At 64.9% G+C, this 18,912-nt stretch carries 21 protein-coding genes and 1 tRNA gene; 14 read left to right on the top strand and 8 right to left on the bottom strand.

The window, feature by feature from the left end; translation table 11 throughout:
* Nucleotides 1–72 precede the first annotated feature (72 nt).
* The 6 genes from V6S85_RS23715 (at nucleotide 73) to V6S85_RS23690 (ending at nucleotide 4,470) form a co-directional block, all read left to right on the top strand.
* Nucleotides 73–912: an MBL fold metallo-hydrolase gene (locus tag V6S85_RS23715; protein ID WP_334350493.1), complete on the top strand. Its 840-nt coding sequence runs from the start codon at nucleotides 73–75 to the stop codon at nucleotides 910–912.
* A 69-nt stretch (nucleotides 913–981) separates the two neighbouring features.
* Complete coding sequence (locus tag V6S85_RS23710) at nucleotides 982–1,401, top strand: PaaI family thioesterase (protein ID WP_116563757.1); 420 nt, start codon at nucleotides 982–984, stop codon at nucleotides 1,399–1,401.
* A gap of 136 nt (nucleotides 1,402–1,537) precedes the next feature.
* A tRNA-Ser gene (locus tag V6S85_RS23705) sits at nucleotides 1,538–1,627 on the top strand.
* 147 nt (nucleotides 1,628–1,774) lie between these two features.
* Complete coding sequence (locus V6S85_RS23700) at nucleotides 1,775–3,085, top strand: tyrosine-type recombinase/integrase (RefSeq protein ID WP_334350492.1); 1,311 nt, start codon at nucleotides 1,775–1,777, stop codon at nucleotides 3,083–3,085.
* A 329-nt stretch (nucleotides 3,086–3,414) separates the two neighbouring features.
* A complete protein-coding gene (locus tag V6S85_RS23695; protein ID WP_334350491.1) occupies nucleotides 3,415–3,876 on the top strand; it encodes a helix-turn-helix domain-containing protein in 462 nt (153 codons plus the stop codon).
* Between the two features lie 3 nt (nucleotides 3,877–3,879).
* Nucleotides 3,880–4,470 (top strand): PIN domain-containing protein, encoded by a 591-nt coding sequence (locus V6S85_RS23690; protein WP_334350490.1) that lies wholly within the window; start codon nucleotides 3,880–3,882, stop codon nucleotides 4,468–4,470.
* Nucleotides 4,471–4,514: 44 nt separating this feature from the next.
* Here V6S85_RS23690 and V6S85_RS23685 read toward each other — a convergent pair whose 3' ends face one another.
* Nucleotides 4,515–4,715 (bottom strand): helix-turn-helix transcriptional regulator, encoded by a 201-nt coding sequence (locus V6S85_RS23685; RefSeq protein WP_334350489.1) that lies wholly within the window; start codon nucleotides 4,713–4,715, stop codon nucleotides 4,515–4,517.
* Nucleotides 4,716–5,318: 603 nt separating this feature from the next.
* On the opposite strand from V6S85_RS23685, the gene V6S85_RS23680 reads away from it, so the two are divergent.
* From V6S85_RS23680 to V6S85_RS23665, 4 genes are read left to right on the top strand one after another with little or no spacing between them, the layout of a single operon-like run.
* Nucleotides 5,319–5,753 (top strand): hypothetical protein, encoded by a 435-nt coding sequence (locus tag V6S85_RS23680; RefSeq protein ID WP_334350488.1) that lies wholly within the window; start codon nucleotides 5,319–5,321, stop codon nucleotides 5,751–5,753.
* Nucleotides 5,750–6,211 (top strand): hypothetical protein, encoded by a 462-nt coding sequence (locus V6S85_RS23675; RefSeq protein ID WP_334350487.1) that lies wholly within the window; start codon nucleotides 5,750–5,752, stop codon nucleotides 6,209–6,211. Before V6S85_RS23680 ends, V6S85_RS23675 begins: the two co-directional genes overlap by 4 nt.
* Entirely contained in the window at nucleotides 6,211–6,552 is a 342-nt protein-coding gene (locus V6S85_RS23670) for a sigma factor-like helix-turn-helix DNA-binding protein (RefSeq protein ID WP_334350486.1), read from the top strand. The genes V6S85_RS23675 and V6S85_RS23670 overlap by 1 nt, the downstream gene beginning before the upstream one ends.
* Nucleotides 6,545–7,039 carry a hypothetical protein gene (locus tag V6S85_RS23665; protein WP_334350485.1) on the top strand — a complete coding sequence of 165 codons (495 nt, stop codon included), beginning with the start codon at nucleotides 6,545–6,547 and terminating at the stop codon, nucleotides 7,037–7,039. The genes V6S85_RS23670 and V6S85_RS23665 overlap by 8 nt, the downstream gene beginning before the upstream one ends.
* 290 nt (nucleotides 7,040–7,329) lie before the next feature.
* Here V6S85_RS23665 and V6S85_RS23660 read toward each other — a convergent pair whose 3' ends face one another.
* On the bottom strand, nucleotides 7,330–7,578 hold the full coding sequence (locus V6S85_RS23660; protein ID WP_334350484.1) for a DUF7662 domain-containing protein: 249 nt from the start codon (nucleotides 7,576–7,578) through the stop codon (nucleotides 7,330–7,332).
* 155 nt (nucleotides 7,579–7,733) lie between these two features.
* Here V6S85_RS23660 and V6S85_RS23655 point away from each other — a divergent pair, with 155 nt between their 5' ends.
* Nucleotides 7,734–8,165 carry a helix-turn-helix domain-containing protein gene (locus V6S85_RS23655; RefSeq protein ID WP_334350483.1) on the top strand — a complete coding sequence of 144 codons (432 nt, stop codon included), beginning with the start codon at nucleotides 7,734–7,736 and terminating at the stop codon, nucleotides 8,163–8,165.
* 20 nt (nucleotides 8,166–8,185) lie between these two features.
* Here the strand turns inward: V6S85_RS23655 and V6S85_RS23650 are convergent, their stop codons facing one another.
* The gene (locus tag V6S85_RS23650; RefSeq protein ID WP_334350520.1) at nucleotides 8,186–8,401 is read right to left on the bottom strand and encodes a conjugal transfer protein TraD; all 216 of its coding nucleotides are present in this window, start codon (nucleotides 8,399–8,401) and stop codon (nucleotides 8,186–8,188) included.
* A gap of 76 nt (nucleotides 8,402–8,477) precedes the next feature.
* Entirely contained in the window at nucleotides 8,478–8,744 is a 267-nt protein-coding gene (locus tag V6S85_RS23645) for a conjugal transfer protein TraD (protein ID WP_334350482.1), read from the bottom strand.
* A gap of 171 nt (nucleotides 8,745–8,915) precedes the next feature.
* Between V6S85_RS23645 and traA the strand changes: the two genes are divergently transcribed.
* The 3 genes from traA to V6S85_RS23630 all read left to right on the top strand — a co-directional run bounded on the left by traA (nucleotide 8,916) and on the right by V6S85_RS23630 (nucleotide 13,445).
* Nucleotides 8,916–11,774 (top strand): Ti-type conjugative transfer relaxase TraA, encoded by a 2,859-nt coding sequence (gene traA / locus V6S85_RS23640; protein WP_334350481.1) that lies wholly within the window; start codon nucleotides 8,916–8,918, stop codon nucleotides 11,772–11,774.
* A 9-nt stretch (nucleotides 11,775–11,783) separates the two neighbouring features.
* Nucleotides 11,784–12,473, top strand: coding sequence for a DUF6118 family protein (locus V6S85_RS23635; RefSeq protein WP_334350480.1), 690 nt, complete (start codon nucleotides 11,784–11,786; stop codon nucleotides 12,471–12,473).
* A gap of 195 nt (nucleotides 12,474–12,668) precedes the next feature.
* Nucleotides 12,669–13,445, top strand: a complete 777-nt coding sequence (locus V6S85_RS23630) for a hypothetical protein (RefSeq protein WP_334350479.1) — start codon at nucleotides 12,669–12,671, stop codon at nucleotides 13,443–13,445.
* 448 nt (nucleotides 13,446–13,893) lie between these two features.
* On the opposite strand, the gene dndE is transcribed toward V6S85_RS23630, so the two are convergent.
* Genes dndE through dndB form a run of 4 tightly spaced genes read right to left on the bottom strand, consistent with a single transcriptional unit; the run spans nucleotide 13,894 to nucleotide 18,848 of the window.
* Nucleotides 13,894–14,274 (bottom strand): DNA sulfur modification protein DndE, encoded by a 381-nt coding sequence (dndE, locus tag V6S85_RS23625; RefSeq protein WP_334350478.1) that lies wholly within the window; start codon nucleotides 14,272–14,274, stop codon nucleotides 13,894–13,896.
* Nucleotides 14,271–16,250: a DNA sulfur modification protein DndD gene (gene dndD / locus V6S85_RS23620; RefSeq protein ID WP_334350477.1), complete on the bottom strand. Its 1,980-nt coding sequence runs from the start codon at nucleotides 16,248–16,250 to the stop codon at nucleotides 14,271–14,273. Before dndD ends, dndE begins: the two co-directional genes overlap by 4 nt.
* Entirely contained in the window at nucleotides 16,247–17,779 is a 1,533-nt protein-coding gene (dndC, locus tag V6S85_RS23615) for a DNA phosphorothioation system sulfurtransferase DndC (RefSeq protein ID WP_334350476.1), read from the bottom strand. Before dndC ends, dndD begins: the two co-directional genes overlap by 4 nt.
* Nucleotides 17,769–18,848, bottom strand: a complete 1,080-nt coding sequence (gene dndB / locus V6S85_RS23610; RefSeq protein WP_334350475.1) for a DNA sulfur modification protein DndB — start codon at nucleotides 18,846–18,848, stop codon at nucleotides 17,769–17,771. Before dndB ends, dndC begins: the two co-directional genes overlap by 11 nt.
* Between the last annotated feature and the right edge of the window lie 64 nt (nucleotides 18,849–18,912).

The following is an 18,912-nucleotide window of genomic DNA, read 5'->3' as shown; positions in this document are numbered from 1 at the left end:
GATTCCGGCGTTCGCCGAAGCTTAACGGCTTGCCGTCATGGTGCCCGCAAACGGGGACCTTCAGGCGTAAGCATGCAGCCGGAAATCACAGCGTACCACCACGCCGCCAGCGGGCGCGTGACCTATCTCGTCTCTGATCCGGCGACCCTGCTCTGCGCCATCGTCGATCCGGTGCTGGACTTCGATCCGGCCACCGGCGAGACCTCCACCGCCTTCGTCGACGCCATCATCGCCGACATCCGCGAGAAGGACCTGGGCCCGACCTGGATCCTCGAGACCGCCGTCCACACCGGCCACCTGTCGGCCGCCGGCCATCTCAAGTACGAGACCGGCGCCTCGGTCGCCATCGGCGCCCACGTCCTGGAAAGCCTCCAGCGCCTCGTGCCCGTTCTCGGCGCCGAGGGCGTGGATCTCGACGGCTGGGACTTCGACAAGCTGGCCCGCGAGGACGACGAGCCGCTGATCATGGGCGGCGTCGAGTTCCATCCCATCGCCCTCTCCGGCCGCCTGCCCGGCGCGGTGGCCTACAAGGCCGGCGACGTGGTCTTCGTCGGCGACGCCCTCCTGCCGACCGGCCTTCCGGCCAGCGACGCGCCCGGCGCCGACGCCGCCGGCCTGTTCGCCGACGCCCGCAAGCTGCTGGCCCTGCCCGACGACGTGCGGGTGCTGTCCAGCTGGGCGGGCGCCGACCCGGCCGCCGCCGACAGCACCGCCGCCGCCCACAAGGCCGCCAATCCCGACGCCGGGGACGGCGTGACGGAAGCCGAGTTCACGGCCCGCCGCGCCGGCCAGACCGCCGAGCCCTCGGCCCTGACCATCGCCGCCCTCGACGTGGCGGTGCGCTCGGGCAAGCTGCCGGCGCCCGACGAACACGGCGTGCGCTTTCCGCCGCGGAACATTCGTTCTCTTTAAAAACGCACTTGCCACAAGGGTCGTTGGCGCGCCTAATGCTTCGCACGTGAAGTATCAGGAGGTCTCGTCATGGCCGACGACCAGAGCGCCAACCTCACCACCGTCCAGGCCGGCAGCCTGCCCGACCACCTGGGCCTGCAATGGCAGGAGGCCAAGCCCGGTCTCGTGCGCGGCCGCTTCGACGTCGCCCGCCACCACATGGCCCCCAACGGCTTCCTGCACGCCGCCGCCGTGATCGCGCTGGCCGACTCGGCCAGCGGCTATGGCTGCGTGGTCTCGCTGCCCGAGGGCGCGACCGGCTTCACCACCATCGAGCTGAAGTCGAACTTCCTGGGCACGGCCCGTGACGGCGGCGTGGCCTGCGAGGCCAAGCTCGTCCACGGCGGCCGCAACACCCAGGTCTGGGACGCCATCGTCACGGCCGAGGGCACGGGGAAAACCATCGCCCTTTTCCGCTGCACCCAGATGATTTTGTACCCGAAGGCCTGACCCGCGACCGAGGGTCGCGGCCCGCCGCAAGAAAAGACGAAAAAGCGCATCATGGCCTCTTGCGCTCTTCCGGCGTCGCGGATAGGTATCCCGCCCTCACTCAAGACCGGCCAAAAGCTGGTCACGAAGACCCCCTGGAGAGGTGGCAGAGTGGTCGAATGTACCGCACTCGAAATGCGGCGTGCCTGGAAGGGCACCGTGGGTTCGAATCCCACCCTCTCCGCCACCACCCCATCCCAGTCAGTGCCAGAACGCCCCCGGGCGTCCCGCAAATCCCTGAACCATAAGGGATAATCGCGAAAACGTGTTTCGACACGTCTCACGCGATCCAACACGCTCCGAGTCTCATTTGTGGGACGAAGTGTGGGACAAAATGGCCCGACTTTGGGAACGCCTCACGGCGCTGCAGGTCAAAAGGACGACGCGACCGGGAATGCACCCGGACGGCGGCGGTCTCTACCTGATGGTCCAGAAGGGCGGCGGTAAGTCCTGGGTCTATCGCTACATGCTCCAGGGCCGCGCCCGCGAGATGGGGCTAGGTCCGGCCCATACGATCAGCTTGTCGGAAGCGCGCGCGATGGCGCGCGACGCCCGCCGCCTCAAGTTCGACGGCATCGACCCGATCGAGCAACGTCAACTGGCTCGCACACGCTCCACGTTGGAAGCCGCCAAGGGCTTTACGTTCAAGCAGGCGGCGTCCGCATACATCCGCGCCAACAAGGCCGGCTGGCGCAATGAAAAGCACGCCCAGCAATGGGAGAGCACGCTGACAACCTACGCCGATCCGATCTTCGGAAGTCGCGGCGTATCGGATATCGACACCGGCATGGTCCTGGCCGTCCTTGAGCCGATCTGGTCCACCAAGCCCGAGACCGCCAGCCGCGTGCGAGGGCGCGTCGAGGCGGTGCTCGATTGGGCGACCGCCAGAGGGCTGCGCGAAGGCGAGAACCCGGCTCGGTGGAAGGGTCATCTGGAGAAGCTGCTGCCGGCGAAGTCGCGCGTCCACAAGGTCGAACATCACGCCGCCCTGCCCTACGCCGAGTTGAGCGCATTTATGGCCGCGCTGAAGGACCAACCCGGCGCCGGGGCGCGGGCTCTTGAGTTCACGATCCTCACAGCCGCCCGCACCGGAGAAGTCATCGGCGCGGAATGGAACGAGATTGATCTCGCTGGCCAAGTTTGGATCATCCCCGCCGACCGAATGAAGGGGCGCAAGGAACACCGCGTCCCACTCACGGCGCCCTTGATAGAGATCCTTGAAGGGCGGAAGGCGGACTACGCCGCCGTGATCCGGCGCGTTCTCGAATCCAAAAGGCAGCCCATTCCAGACGATATACCGCCCGTCGGCCCTCTCTTCTGGGGCACGCTGTTTGGCAAGAAGCTGAGCAATATGGCGATGCTGGCGGTGCTGAAGCGAATGAAGCGCGAGGACCTCACCGCCCATGGCTTTCGCAGCACCTTCCGCGATTGGGCGGCCGAGACCACCGAGTATCGAAGCGAGATTGTCGAGATGGCCCTCGCCCACACGATCGGAAACAAAGTCGAGGCCGCTTACCGGCGCGGCGATCTATTCGAAAAGCGTAAGCTGCTCATGGAGGACTGGGCAGTCGCCGCTGGCCGCGCACACCGGGCAGCAAAGCCTGCCTCAGGCGCACAAGGTATGCCTCAAACCCACTCCGTCTGATCAGCTCCGGCTGTTCGTCACACGCTTACCAAAGGCATATCCGGCATCCGCGAACCACAAGCGATCTAGTGAAAGGTGGGGTTATCGCTATGCACCTTGTGTAAGGCCATGCGCCGCATCGCCTTTCATAAATGGCAATGACACGCTGGGCGCCCCTACCTGTGCGGCGATCCACTCGAACAGCGCCAACCGTTGGTGGACCGCGCCGCAGGCGGCGCGCAGGGCCTGCCTCATAGATCGGGACGGATCTCGACGGGCTTTCGTTCGTTTCGTTTATTGCGTTTAATTCGATTAAGGCGTATAACCCGTCCTCAACCGGGAGCACCAAAATGACCATGCCTGCATTCGCCAAGGAGCTTGGCGATAGGCTTCCGTCTGCCGATGAGCGCGCCGCCGCCAACCAACTTCGCAAGATCCTGGCGGCGCAAGCGACCGGCGAAGCCGAATCCACTCTACGTCTTCTCCAAGAAGATAAGACGACCTCTGAGGTCGTGCTCACTCCGGCGCTTTCGCGCCTGCTGATGGAGGTGCTTCGTCACGTCGGGCGTGGCGATGCGGTGACGCTCGTGCCCGTCAGCCAGATGCTGACGACGCAACAGGCCGCTGACATCTTGAATGTGTCGCGCCCTTACCTTGTCGGCCTCCTAGACAAGGGCGAGATCGCCCATTCACTCGTTGGACGGCATCGCCGGATCAAGGCCGAGCATCTCTTCGACTACAAGCAAAGGCGCGACGGAAAACGAGCCGCGGCGCTGTCGGAGCTGGCTGCTCTGGATGCGGAGCTTCTGTAGTCCGTGTTTGCCAACCGCTTCACCGCACTTGTCGACGCATGCTGTTTGGCAGGCACGCTAAAGCGGAATCTCCTTCTGACTCTTGCCGAAGCGGACTTCTTCCGGCTGCGCTGGTCGCAAGCCATTCTCGACGAAACGGAAAGAGCGATCGAGCGCATTCTCGTCGGTCGGGGCGTGGTGGACGCGGCGGAGCGCGCGCGCCGTGCTCGCGACGCGATGGAAACCGCATTCGAGGAAGCCGACGTCGGTGACTACCAGAGCATGCTTTGCGCCTGCGATACCCTGCCCGACCCCGGCGACGCCCATGTTCTTGCCGCCGCGCTGAAGACGCGCGCGGCGATCATCGTCACCGATAACCTGAAAGACTTTCCGGCCGAAATTCTGGGGCCATTGAATCTTGAGGCGCGCTCAGCCGACGATTTTATCGCCGATACGATCGCGCTTGATCCCGGTCGTGCTGTGGCCGCAGTGCGTACGATGCGCGAGCGTTTCAAGCGACCGGAGAAGACCGCCGAGGTCTTGCTCTTGGACATGGAAGCCGAGGGCCTAACAGAAACCGTCGATGTCCTGCGGCCTCACGCCGCCTCGCTCTAGCTGCGGCGTGGTCGGGCCGTTCCGCGCTGCCGGAAGGTGAAAGCCTAGCTGGCCTCGTGCCGATATCCAGCAGGGTCAGCGATCCAACGATTGATCGACGACTCCCGCCACCCCGCGCCGTGCGCGCTGATCGGGACCTGTTTTGGGAACGAACCTTCGCTGATCTTCCGATAGAGGGTCGAGCGGCTAAGGCCCGTGCGCGCGAGCACGGTCTTGAGGCGGACGATGCGGTCGAGATCGGCCATCGTTGCAAGCTCCACAGATTGGGATCTGAAAGCATTCGATGAGCCAGAATTGGATTGCTCGCCGTCAGCGGCAAGCCCTCGCGGGGCCAGATCGTACTATGGGAAACAAAGACAAGCTCACGGCGTCAAAAGCGTAGATTGGCGAGCTTGGTGGCGGCGGTGGCGTGCCTTCATGGCCTTGCTGCGGCCAGTTGCGGCGCTCGCGCACTACTTCTTCAGGCGGACGCCCGCTCCCAAGAGATCGTCTTCAGCCTGAAACACGATGCCCGCGTCCTCCAGCGCGCGCCTCACAGCTTGTACGTTTGCGACCGTGCTGCGCTCCGGCCCCATGGTTTCCATGCGGCGAATTGTGTGGAGGCTTAGCCCGGAAGCCTCGGCGAGCTTTGGGCCAGTCCAATCAATCAGGCTGCGAGCAGCCCTCATTTGGCCGGCCGTCATTTTGAAGTTGTCATCTTTAGTGTGAGATGGCACTTTTAGTTGGACTTGGTGCTGTGAAAACGATACAAGGCAACTAATACACATCAAAGGTCAGAGGTCATGAGTTCACGTCGAAAGGCGGGGCGCGCGCCTGCGCGCCTCAGTGAACCTTCCAGGCGCACCGTTATGATCGGTGTCTCCGCTGCGCCCCTGATCGGCGGCACATCTAAAGTCCACGCCGGAACTGATACCCATATCAACAACTGCCACCGCTGGCTGGCAATCGACGCCGAACAGCGGCGGCTCCAGTTAGAATGGGGCACCCTCGAAGGCTGGCTGATAACCAAGCGCGACTGGTATCAGCTGTCACCCGACCAGCAGGCCGCGATCCCTGAAGGCGCCAGGCTTGCCGAGATCGACGCACGACTCGATGTGCTGGAGGTCGAGGGGAACGCCCTGCTGAAAGCCATGCGGCCGAAGCCCGCAAAGAGCATCGAAGGTGTCGTCGCCAACCTGTCGGTGGCGGCCCGCCTGATCTTCGTGGAAGACCATCCCGAAGCCCACGGCCTGATCACCCGCGCGGTCCACGACCTCGCGGCCTTCTCCTCCGGTGGCAAGTGACACGCCGGGTTGCCCGACGGCGCGACGGCGCCGACCGCCCGCTGGCAGTGACGTTCCGCCGTAACGCCGCCGGCTTCCACGAAGCGGCCGAGGCAGCGCTGCCGCGATATCCCGAGGCTGCCCGTTACTTCCTGGCCATCACGATCGAGCTGGCGCTGAAGGCGCACCTCTTACACCGGGGGATCAGCGATGACTGGAACCGCATCCATCTCCGACACGATCTGAGCAAAGCGCTCAGGTTCGCGCGGCGCGCGGGGTTCAACGGCGCCCCAGCAGCCCTTCCCCAATTGGCCGCGCTCCTCGGCCCCTGCTATCAAGTCCACGCCATCTCACGGATGCCGCCGGAGACCATCGCATCGGTCTGCTGGTCGCAGGCCTGCGCGACGGTTTGCGATCTGATCAATGCCGTTGTCGAGGCCGCCGAGCGCGAAGCTTCCGATCGTGAGGGCGCGGCGTGATGGCGCCCCTGCGCATGCCTTGGCCGCTCGTGGCCAGCCAGTGGTGGCGGTGGCGACATCCTCATCTCTGGCGCGGCCGTGTCCTCGATCCGCACAACGCCCAGCAAGTCATGTCCTATGCCGTGCTCCGCCTTCGGCGGGAGACGCGGGACGTCTTCCTGCTCAATCAGATTGAAGCGCTCGACTACGCGCTGATCGCTCGCCATCTGGGGCTCTCCATTGACGACGTTCAGGCGCGCGTGGCCGACGCACTCTGCGAGCTTTCCCGCACGGTCGATCTGATCGAGCGCGTCCGCCCTAATCCCATCAACCTTTCCAACGCGGAGCATCCCGATGTCTGACGACAAGGAGCCCTTCGCCGTTTCCCGGCGCGTCGTCATCGGCGCCGCCAGCGCCGCGCCCGTCGTCGCTGGCGCGGGTGGCGCAGCAGTCCCGGACCAGGCCATCACCCGCTGCGCCGAGTGGTTGGCGCTCGACGCGGAGATCGACCGTCTAGGTCTGCGCTGGTCGGACCTGGAGACAATCCTCGTGCGTCAGAAGCGATGGGAGCGCATGACGCCCGAGGAGCGTGGGGAATTGTTGCCCTCCGAAGAGATGGACGCCATCGACGAGCAGTTGAAGCCGCTGTTCGACCAACGCGAGGCATGGCTCGAAGCGCTGCCCAAGGTTCGCGCGCACGACATGCACGGCGTGGCCGCCAAGCTGGAGGTGGCGCTACAGGTCATGGTCCATCAGCAGGGCGACGGGTACGACCTCTTCAAGGCGACGATGGACGAGCTGCGCACCGCGCGCTGTCCGAACTGCGGGGCGCCCGTTTGCAAGCGATAGCCGCGCCACTCACGGCAACCGCCTTGCCCAGCCCAACCTGCGGGAGCCAGGACCGGAACGGTCGGTGCTCGCCCTGGAGCGCTTGGAGAGCCTCTGCCGGGCGGGATGGTGCGGGTCAAGGGCGGCTTCGCCGTCGCTCCGCGAGACGCCCGCAGGGCGTCCCCTTGACGCGCGCCAGCCCGTCCGGCCCTTGTTCCACCAAGCGATCCAGGGCGTATTGTCTCCGAGCGAAGGTCGGCGGCGGCTTCAAGCTCGGTGGTCGGCCGGAAAGGCCCAGCCGGGCGGCCGCGTCAGCGGGTCCGCCTGAAGCGCACGCGGTCCTTACCGGTCAGCAGAAAGGCGTCATAGCCGGCGTCGCGCCAGGCCTTGCGCTGGACGTGAGTTGTGTTTCGGTCGGTGACGTTCGACCACCACTGAGGCAGAGCCGCGCTCTTGGGGAGCATGGCGCCGAGGATACGCTCGATCTCCACGAAGGTCAGTTCGAGTTCGTCTTGACGTTGGCGACGCAGATGGCCCGACAGGGGATCGTACTTGGACATCCCTCAGCATGGCGGATTGATCCGGATGCGTCGAATCCACCCCAATACGCATCATTGGAGAAGGAGCTTGAAATGCAGCAGCGTAGGCTGTTCTCCCGCCGAACCGCTGCTGTGATCGCGTGGCCTTTCCGAGCTGAAACTAACGGAGCCGACAGTTGACCTCTATCCCTGAAGCTCGAACCCCCAATCTGGTCGACCTCCATGTCGGCGGTCGCGTTCGCATGCGCCGCAAGATGCTCGGCGTCAGCCAGGAACATCTGGCCGACGCGCTCAAGCTGACGTTCCAGCAAGTTCAGAAGTACGAGCGCGGCGCCAATCGGGTCAGCGCATCGAAGCTCTACGAGATCGCCAAGACACTTCAGGTCCCAGTGTCATACTTCTTCGACGGCCTCGCCGACCCTGTCACCGATGAGAGTGACGATGTCGGCGAGACCGCCAATCGGGTCATCACCGACTTTCTGAACACGCCCGAAGGTCTGGAATTAGCGGCGATCTTCCCGAAGATTGGAAAGGGTCGTGTCCGCCGACAGATCCTCGATCTGGTTCGCGCCATGGCGGATGACGAGGGTCAGCAAAAGGCGTCGTAAGGACTGGCGAGGCTTGGCGGTCAGCTAGGCGTGTTGTCGTCCTCGAAAGCCCGCTTCCCGCCCCGCCGCCAGAGGGCCAGCGTGTGGTCGCGGTCCCCGCCCTGGAGCATCATCGCCAGGGTGAGGAACGCGCCGTAGAGCGCGGCGCGATCGTCGTTGGTCAGCTCGACCAGCCCGGCCTTCCGCACCAGGCCGCCCAACTCGATGAGGTGGTGCGTTCGCTCCCGCCGCTGCATCACCCAGGCCCGCGTATCGGTCCTGGCCCGTCGCGCCTCAAGCCGGTGTCGCTCCGCGTTGGTTCGCCGGGCCGCGTCATTGGTCGCCGCCAGCAGCGCGCGCAGGGTCTGCCTTCCCGCTGCGAAAGAACCCCGCGCCACGTTTGCGCCACTCCGCCTTGCGGGCCGCATCGCCGCCTTCGACCAGGCCGAGCAGCCCGCCCGCCAAGGTCTCGACATCCAGTGCGTCGGCCCCGGTGGCGATGACCAGTTCGCCAAGCTGTTTGATCTTCCGCTCCCTCAACGTCTTGGCCTTGTCCTCCAGCGCCTTCAGTTCAGCATCGAAGTCCCGGGGTTTGCGCATCGCAGTCTCCATGAGTGCGGGATGCGAGGAGGATAAAACAACGGCGCTCGGAAGGCTGTAAGGTCGCTGGAACACATTGGGACGGTCCGGTCCCTCCCGAGATTTTAATCTTGGAGGGCGCGCTTATACGTCGTGCCGACGTGCGCTCAGGATAGTAAGTGGTCTGTCGCCATGGCGATCTACCACTTCTCCGTCAAAGTCATCAGCCGCGCCACCGGGGCCAGCGCCGTGGCCTCGGCCGCCTATCGCTCCGCCTCGCGGCTGCACGACGAGCGGCTGGATCGCGACCACGACTTCACCAACAAGAGCGGCGTCGTCCATTCCGAGATCCTGCTGCCGGACGGCGCGCCCGAGCACCTGGGCGCCCGCGCCACGCTGTGGAACACGGTCGAGGCGGGCGAGAAGCGCAAGGACGCCCAGCTTTCCCGCGAGGTCGAGTTCGCCATCCCCCGCGAGATGGACCAGGCCCAGGGGATCGACCTGGCCCGCGACTTCGTCCGGCGCGAGATGGTCGATCGCGGCATGGTCGCCGATCTCAATGTGCATTGGGACGTTGGCCCCGATGGTCTGGCCAAACCCCACGCTCACGTCATGCTGTCGATGCGGGAAGTCGGCGAAGAGGGGTTCGGCGCCAAGGTCCGCGACTGGAACCGCACCGAGCTGGTCGAGCATTGGCGCGAGGCTTGGGCCGATCACGTCAACGAGCGGCTGGCGCAGCTCGACATCGACGCGCGGATCGATCACCGCAGCCTGGAAGACCAGGGCATCGACCTTGAGCCGCAGAACAAGATCGGTCCGGCCGCTGGACGTCGGGCCGATGAAGGCCTGGAGGCCGATCGGCTCGACGAACACCACGAGATCGCGCGGGCCAATGGCGAACGGATCATCGCTGATCCGCGTATCGCCCTGGACGCCATCACCAAACAGCAAGCGACCTTCACCCGCCGCGACCTGGCGATGTTCATTCACCGTCACTCGGACGGCAAGGAGCAGTTCGATCGGGCCATGGGCGCGGTGCAGGCCTCGCGAGAGTTGGTGGCGCTAGGCCAGGACGGACGCGGCCAGGACCGGTTCACCAGCCGCGAGATGATCGCGATTGAGGATCGCCTGCATCGCGCCGCCGCCGTGATGGCCGAGCGTCAGGCGCATCGCGTCAGTGACTTGGATCAGCGCCGCGCACTGGCGCATGCCGAGCAGCGCGGTCTGGTCCTGTCCGGCGAGCAGAAGGCGGCGTTCGAGCACGTCACCGCGACCCGCGATCTGGGCGTGGTGGTTGGCTACGCCGGCACCGGCAAGTCGGCGCTGCTGGGCGTGGCGCGGGAGGCTTGGGAGGACGCCGGCTATCGTGTCCAGGGCCTGGCCTTGTCGGGCATCGCCGCCGAGAACCTGGAGGGCGGATCTGGCATCGCGTCCCGCACGATCGCCAGCCTGGAGCACCAGTGGGTGCAGGGTCGCGAGTTGCTGGACGCCCGCGACGTGCTGGTGATCGACGAGGCCGGGATGATTGGTTCGCGGCAGATGGAGCGGCTGCTGTCGGCGGCCGAAAAGGCCGGAGCCAAGGTGGTGCTGGTCGGTGATCCCGAGCAGCTCCAGGCGATCGAGGCCGGGGCGGCGTTCCGGTCGATCGCCGAGCGTCATTCGCACGTCGAGATCACCCAGGTTCGCCGGCAGCATGAGGATTGGCAGCGCGACGCCACGCGGCACCTGGCCACCGGCCGGACGGGCGAGGCGCTGGCGTCTTACGAGGCGCGCGGCATGGTCCATGCCGCCGGGACCCGCGACCAGGCTCGCGAGGATCTGGTCGAGCGGTGGGATCGCGACCGCGTGGCCGAGCCGGGCAAGAGCCGGATCATCCTCACCCACACCAATGACGAGGTGCGCGATCTCAATCTGACGGCGCGCGAGCGGCTACGCCAGGCCGGCGCGTTGGGCGACGACGTGACGGTCAAGGCCGAGCGTGGCGAGCGCGCGTTCGCGGCAGGCGATCGGCTGATGTTCTTGAAGAACGATCGCGGGCTGGGGGTGAAGAACGGCATGCTTGGCGAGATCGAACAGGTCTCACCGACCCAGATGACCGTGCGTCTCGACGCCGGGCGATCGGTCGCCTTCGACCTGAAGGACTACGCTCAGGTCGATCACGGCTACGCGGCGACCATCCATAAGAGCCAGGGCGTCACCGTCGATCGCACCCATGTGCTGGTGACGCCAGGGATGGACCGCCACGGCGCCTATGTCGCCCTGTCGCGGCATCGTGACAGCGTGCAGGTCCACTATGGCCGCGACGAGTTCGACGACCTGGGCAAGCTGACCCGCGTGCTGTCGCGCGAGCGGGCCAAGGACATGGCCAGCGACTTCGCCGAACGTCGCGACATCCGCGTGCCGGCGGCGCTCAGGCCGAAGGAGCCGCCGCAGCGGGAACGCGGCATGTTCGCCGGGTTCCGGCCGGCCAGTCCCGCACATCAGCCGGCGGCGCCGGCGCACGATGCCGACCAGGTCGCCGGGCGCCGAGCGATGGAGCGCCATGCGCGCGCCGCGGCCGATGTGATCCACATGAAGGACCGCGGCTTGCCGGTGCTCGCCCATCAGCGCCGGGCGCTGGAGGAGGCGCGCGAAGCGATGGGCAAGATCGGCCCGCACGCGGCCGAGGATCTGGAGCGGGCCTATGTCCGCGATCCAGGCTTGGCCGGCGAGACCGCTTCGGGCCGCACGCAGCGAGCCATCCGCGTTCTCCAGCTTGAAGCCGAGGTCCGCGCCGATCCGCGTCTACGCGCCGATCGCTTCGTCGAGCGCTGGCAGGGCCTTGAGCGCCAGCGCTCAGCGCTGCACCGCGCGGGCGACCTGGCCGGCGCCGGCCAGGTCAAGGACCGCATGGGCGCCATGGCCAAGAGCTTGGAGCGCGACCCGCAGGTGGACTCGCTGCTGCGCGGGCGGCGGGCCGAGCTTGGGCTTCCTGTCGAGATGGGGCGCAGCGTCGGCCAGAGGCTTTCTGACTACCTCGGCATCGGTCGCGGCCGGGGGCTTGGCTTGTAGGAGGATGGGATGGATCAGGACATCGGATCAGAAGCGCCGGTAGATCCGGCGGCGGTGGCGTTCGAGGCGTTGCGGCGGGAGGTGGCCTTGTTGAACGTCGCTCTGGCAGGGTTAGCCGCCGAACGAGCCTCCACTCCAGACTACAGCGAGACCCTGGGGGAGATCGCTCAAGGCGTGAGGGTCGCGGTTGGGCGGATAGGGAAGCTGGCGACGAGCCCGGCGTTGGCGGTAACGCCCGCTGAGATAGCACAGCAGATCACGGCGGCCGGTGATGAAGCCCGGCGGCAGGACCGCGCGACGTTGCATCAGGCCCAGGAGATGCTTCAACGGGCGGCCGGCGATCTTCGCGGTTGGGTCAACACCGCGCGGCTAGCGCGCCTCCAAAATCGCCGGCTCATCCAGATGACGCTCGTTGGAATGTTAGCCGGTGGACTACTCGGCGGCTGGTTGCCTGGCGTTGTTGCTCGGGCAGCACCCGATCAATGGGCCTGGCCCGAGAAAATGGCTGCACGCACGCTTCGTCGGGATCTCTGGTCCGCTGGTGAGCGGCTGTTGGAGACCGCCGATGCTCGGAAATGGCAAGACAGCCGCGACGGTGCGGCGATAGTTGCCCAGAACCGGGACGTGCTCGCCAAGTGCGCGAGAGATTTGAGGCCAGCTAGACGTCCACGGCGGTGTTTGATCCAGCTAGGAATCTGAGGGTCGGCAATCCCATTTTCCGCGAATGCCCAGGTTGAGACGCGGGAGATACGCGAGCCGCAACGGTCTAGGAGACGCCGGCGCCGATCGCTTGCAGTGGCCTGGCGGAACTCCCGAGCTTACATTCCTGTGCGACGAAGCCAGGCGGTCGTCTCAAGCGACGGCGACGCTTAGACGACTTCCTAGGAGGTTCCGATGGAGTTGAATCAAGTCCTTTTAAGAGCGACCGCACACATCACCGCCGCTTATGCATCAAGTCACTCGATCACTCGTGACGAGCTGACGGAGGTCATCGAGGTGGTCGGGAAGGCGCTGACCGAGGGGACGGAGCCGGCAACTGATCAGCGGCCGGGCTCCACAAAAACCGTCAAGCCGCGACGCGTAGCCGTGGCGCCACAGAATATGCGACGCGGCTTTCCCTCGCAGGTCGACGCCGCCACAAATGGCTCACAACTGGGCACTGGCTCTCAGGATGAAACCACAAGGTTTCCGCAGGCTTCAGAACGGCCTGCGGCCCCAGCTGGAATTCGACGTCGTCGCAACGAACAGCCGATCGTCGTCACGGATGACTGGCCTGGAATGATCCCAGTCACAGAGCAGGAAGCGCGCATCGTCGAAGCTTTCCTCGGGGACAAGCTGGACAAGATCTTGGGTGCTGCGCCAACCATAAGCGTTGGCGTGCCCGCCGTTCCGGAAAAGGTGGCGGCGCCGAGCTCATCCAACTCAGTTGTGGAAAACCCTCTCAAAGCAGCCGCTTCCCCCAACCCCAAGGCGTCGAGGAGCAAATCGCCCCGGCGTTCGGCCGAAGACAAGCTCACGGTCGTCGCCGGCGGCCCGCCTCTTACCGAACAGGAAGCCGCGAAGGCGGAGGAGCGCGTGAATGCCGTCGTGATGCAGCTAGCACGGCTGCTCGGGCGCCAAATGGCTCGCGAGGTCGCCAAGGAACAGATCAGCCAGCCAGACGAGTTTTAACGCCGGAAGGCCTAGGCCCGCTGGGACCCTCTGCGGAGATTATTGGCTTTATTCTCCGCACCATATGCGGTGATTAATCGACGCAAAGATCGACACCCCCGGGACTGAAACGCGCAATCCTGGCGCTGCCCTGCCACGGCCTGACCGATTTGATGGGCATCACGTTCGCATTGGTTAGGCGGAGCCAAGTGTCCGCGCAGACTAGACACGTGAGCGCAGGTAGGATGATGCTTTAGGGAGGCGATTTAGCCGGGGTGCGGCGGTCGGCACACGCCAGGGCCTTGCGGGCCAAGCCGCTTTCGCCCGAAACACTGCAGAACACGAGCTGCGGCTGATCGCCGTGCCCTGAGCAAAGTTTAGCTCTTGCTGCCCTTCGGAACGCTCGAACTTCGGAACCTCGTGGTGCTACCGTCGCGCAAAGGCGAAGCCCGCTCAACGACAACTCGGCCTACTCAATGGCCAAGCCGACCATCGGTCCGACACCGTCGCGGAGCCTTCGGTCGTTGGCCAGGTAGGCGATGCCGCGATGAAGGTGCAGTCGAAACTGCTGAGACAGCATCTCGTCGGAGCCCTCAAGACCATCCGTGGCGCACCGCTCCTTCAGCAGCGCCAGGTAGAGCGCTTGATGGCGGCCGCCAAACACCTTCCAGGTCAGCTCCAGATTGCTGTCGGCGGGAATCTTGGCCGGCGGCGGGACGCTGGGTTCGGCCAGCGACCGGCAAAAGGCCCATCGGCAAAGCACGTTCCAGTGCTCGATGCCGGTGTAGCGCTTGAGGCGAATGAGCTGCTCGCGGCCCTGCTTGGAGACGCGGAATTGATCCAGGCTCATTTGGCGCCCCGCTGAAGATAGCCTTCATGGACAATCGTCCGCCGTTGGACCTCGTCATAGGCCAGATGATAGGTGCGCCCGACCGAGGCCGACAAGGCGTCGTAATAGTCGCCATAGATCTCTTCGTCGGTCGAAAGCAGGATGACCTGGTGGCTGGCCCGCGGGAAATACCGTTCGACGAGATGGGCGCGATGCTGGGAGTCGAGGCGCCCCAACGGCGTGTCGATAACCATGGGCAAGGGGCGGCCCGAGGCGCGCGCCAAACCCCAAAGCAGGGCCACCGCGAGCAGCTGGCGTTCGCCCGCCGACAGCCGGTCGGGCGTGAGCACCGAGCCGTCGCTGGAGTGCAGCTCCAGGGCGTAGGTTTGCGGATCGATCTTCAACGCCGCCACCAGCTCGCGCTTGCGGATCAGCTGCTGGAAGCTGTCGAAGACCAGTTCTTCGATACGATGGACATGCTTGGCGACCACGGCTTGACTGAACCGGCTCAGCGTCGTGCGCACCCGTGAAGAGTGCTGCAACACCCGCTGGACATCTTCCTGCGCGAAGGTCTGGCGCGCTTCGGCTTCCGAAATCCGCACAAGGCGATCGCGCAGGGTGGCAAAGTCACGCTCCAGCCGTGCGATCGTCTCGGCGCGAACCTCGTGCTCCTTTTCCAGGACCGCCAGGTTTTGCCGGGCTGTCTCGCGGTCGGCGATCACCGTGGCGATCGCGTCATAGCTGGGCGCGGCGTCCAGGGCTCGGCGCGCCTGCTCATAGGCGATCAGCGCCTTGCGCTCGGCGATCAAGCGCGAGCGAACGTCGCCGCGAATCGCCGGCAGATCCCGCGCCACCGTCGCCAGGTCGAGCGCGCCGACCTCGTCAAGCTTGAGGATAGGCTTGACGCCATTGTCGCCGCCCTGGGCGACGCGTCGCTCGCCCAGCTGTCGCGCCAAGGCCTGACGCAGAGGTTCGGGCGCATCCTTCAACGCGCTTAGAGAAAGGATCGCGCTATGCTCTTCCTCGATCGCCTTGGCCAGCTTGGTGCCATTGCGCGCGCGCTCCTCGCGTTGCGCCCGCGTGTCGGCCGCCTTCAGAAGCGGCGCGACCAAAAGCAAGGGCGCCGCCCCAGCGGCCAGGTCCTTCAACTCCTTGCGCGCGGCGATCAGCGCGCCGTGCGTCGAACGCAGATCGGCTTCAAGCTGGGCGCGGGCTTCAAAGAGGTCGCCGCCTTCACGCTTGAACCGATCCTCGACTGCCTTGAGCTGCTTGCGGGCGCGATCGAGCGCGTTGCCGTGATTGGCCTGAGCGCTCTTTTCGGCCAGGCGCTCGGCGTCGAGCGCCGTGAGCTTGGCGCTCAGAGCGTCTTCCTCGGTGGGTTCGGAAGACGGCTTGCTCTCAGTGCGCTTACGGCGTTCCAGAATGCCAAGGTCGGCGACAAGCCGCTCGACGATGTCCAGACCCAGCAGACTTTGCACCGCTGTGGCGATCAAGGCTGGCGCGCCATCAAGCGCGGCGTAGCTCTCGACCTTTTCACCGTCGAACAGGAATAGGTGGGAGATGTGGGCAGGAATAAATTCCTCGACCTGCTCGGCCCAGTGGTCGGTGGCCAGGCGGTCGAACTCGCCATTGCGCAAGACCTCGAAGGTCTCCTTCACATTGGTCTTGGCCGACCAGGACCGGTGAATCCGAAAGGCATTCTCCGCGCCGTCGGTAGTGTGCCGGAAGCTAAGCTCGATGCCCGCTTCCTGTAATCCGGGCTGGCGATGGATCGAGCGGCGTAGATAGTCGTCATAGGCGATCCCCTCGCGGTTGGAGAGGCGCGAGGCCGGGCCGTAAAGGCAAAGCTGCAAGGCGTCGAGCAAGGTGGTCTTGCCGCCGCCGTTGAGCCCGCCAAACAGGGTGATCGGCTTGTCTTTGGATACGGGCGTGAGCGCGAGGGTTTGTCGTCCGCCGTAGACCCCAAAGTCGTGCAGGGTCAGTTCGTCAAAAATCATAACTCGGAGGTCTCGACGCTAAGCTCGCTGTCCCGCGGCTGAATGATGCCGCTTTCGGGCGGGGCGACCGCGCGGGCGGCCTCAATGACGTCGCGACGTTCCAACGCTCGCTGTTGAGCGTCCTCCGCGCTGTCGAAGAAGCCGCGGCGGAAAGCCTGTTCCAGGTTCTTGAACAGGCCGTGGCGACGGCCAAGTGTGCGGTGCTGACGCTCAACGTCCAGCAACTCGCGCGTCAGCTGGAAATGGATGTCGTCACCTTCACAAAGCTCGCGCAGGATCGCCATCTCTTCGGCGCCGAGGGCCAGGTTGTCGTCCAGGCGCCCCCCTGGATAATCTTCGCCGATCGCCTCGCGGTAAATCCGCGGCAGGCTGTCTTCCAGCTCATGCTTTTCGAGCACCCAGAGCCGGCGGATCTCAGCCAGCTCGTCCATCGTGATTAGATCGATGTCGCGAACGTCTTCGGGACCCTCGTCGCGGATGAACCGCTGGGCCTCCAGGACCTTGCGCAACCAGTGCTCGCGCGCTTCCTGAGTGTAGGGGCCCGGAATAACGATATCGCCATAGAGCTGCACGGAGCCGTTCATGCGGCGGAAGTCACGCTTGTCGCGATCATCCTCGTCAAGTTCGTTGCGCAGGTTCAGGAGCGGCAACATCCACTCCTTCTCCTGGTCGTTCTGGATCATCGCCGTCATCGACTTATCTTTTTCGACTAGCGTGCAGACCCAGCACCCAAATCGGCTGTCGCCGCAGCTGGGGGTCGAGGAATCGATGACCAAGGGGCATTCGCCATCGGCGGTGGCGCCCTGATACATCGTCAGCAGGTCCTTATTGTTGAACCCCCAGGGGTTCTTTTCCTGCATCAGGTAAGTCCAGATGTCATCGTTCGTCCACGTCTCCACCGGGGTGTAGACGTAAGAGTTCTGCAGGCTGGCGTTGGGCGACAGGCTTTCGCGAACCCGCTGGCCTTCGAGCTTGTCCATGACCTTGGCGCGCGCCTGACTTTCGGCCTTGCGCATGCCCAGGACGACGATGGCTTCGCCGTTGGCCTTGACCACGTCAGCGATGAACTGATTGGACGGAGCGATCTTGAGCCGCTCGGTGCACCAGCGAAACTTCGGCCGCGGCGCCGGATAGCCCCGCCCGATCAGATTGACCCAAAAGCTGTTGGTCGCCTTGGGCGTCAGGCGGTGGGCGGTGATGGGCAAGCCGGCCGCGCTGGCGGCCGCCGCCATGCGATCCAGCGAACGGCCCACCCACGCGGCCACCACCGGGTTCTCGACCAGGGTGTCGGTGCTGATCACATAGATCGGTTTGGTCAGGACGTCGGACGGCAGCGCCGCTAGGGCCAGCCAGACCAGTTGCAGAGTGGCGGTGGAATCCTTGCCGCCGCTATAGCCGACCACCCACGGAATAGAGTCCGCCTGGTAGAGGACCTGGATTTCGGCCAGGGTCTGGTCGATTGTCGGCCGAAAGCCGAGTTCGGCGAACGCCGAGGCGCTCTTGCGGCGAGGGCTGATATCAAGCTGCACGGACGGCTCTCATAAGGGCGTCTTCGACGCGTTGTTCTTCCGCGGTCAGGGCCAGACCAAGGCGCGTCTTGATAAGGTTGGCGGTGAGAATGACATTGGTGCGCGACTTCTGAGCGGTGCCGCCGACCATGGCGCGGCCCTCCCAGCCGTTGGCGCTCCGCCGCCAGTCGATGTCCTTCAGGCCGGCAAGCTTGCCTTTCCACCCCCGGCCATGGGTGCGCAGCAAGCTGTTGCCGACCCGTCCGATGGCGTGCAGCACGACCGCATGCCCATGAAGATATTGCTCGCGGAAGGTTCCCGCCGTCATGCCGCCGCTACGAACGACTTGCCATTCGACCATCTGGTTATAGACCTCCTGCCAAAAGGCGATCACCGTTTGGTCCCGGGCGTCTTCAAAGTCGTGGCCGTCCATCAGCGTGCTGGTGGCGTTGAAGAGGGCGCTCAAGGTGAAGAGCTGCTTGGATCCGGCCGAAAGGCTCGATTGTTCCAAATTAATCAATGCTTTGATGTCTGGGAGACTGTCGACGACGAGCTTGGACAGCTGTCCTTTTGCATCGCGAGTGTCATAGAGCACATTGAGCGACGATGACGGGCGGATGGCGTAGCGATTGAGGTCGGCGAACATCTGCTGGCACCGCTGCAAGCCGCGATCCATGAAGAACACCACCGAGATGCTCTCGTCTGCGAGATCGGGACATTGGGCGATCGCCATCTCGATCGCGGCGCGTCGGTGTTGGCCATCGTTGATGATGAACTTGGCGCTCATCGGCACATGCAGGGCGCCCACATCGGTGTGGTCGTGAGAGGGGCGAAACTCGACGTCCGCGTCGATCGAGGCGGTGATCGCCGAGAAAACATAGCTGTCACGGTTGTCGGCGATGTAGCGCGCGATCTCCGGCAAGCGCTGCTTGTTCAATTGCCGCTGGGCGCGCAGCTCGGGCACCAACTCAGCTTCGTTGAAAAGGAACATGCGCGGGATCAACCGCAGGGGGCACATCGAGACGTAGAACTCACGTCCTGCCTGGATCCCCCGAATCGCCGGGAATACGTACTCGAACGCCCGGTCCATGGCGGTCCTCATCCTGCGGTTTGGTTGCAGCGAACTACATCATGTTGACGCAGTTCGCTACGTC

This window comes from Caulobacter sp. CCNWLW153 (assembly GCF_036889365.1).
GTDB lineage: Bacteria > Pseudomonadota > Alphaproteobacteria > Caulobacterales > Caulobacteraceae > Caulobacter > Caulobacter radicis.
The sequence above is the reverse complement of the archived record's forward strand: the minus strand, read 5'-3'. Positions and strand labels throughout refer to the sequence as shown.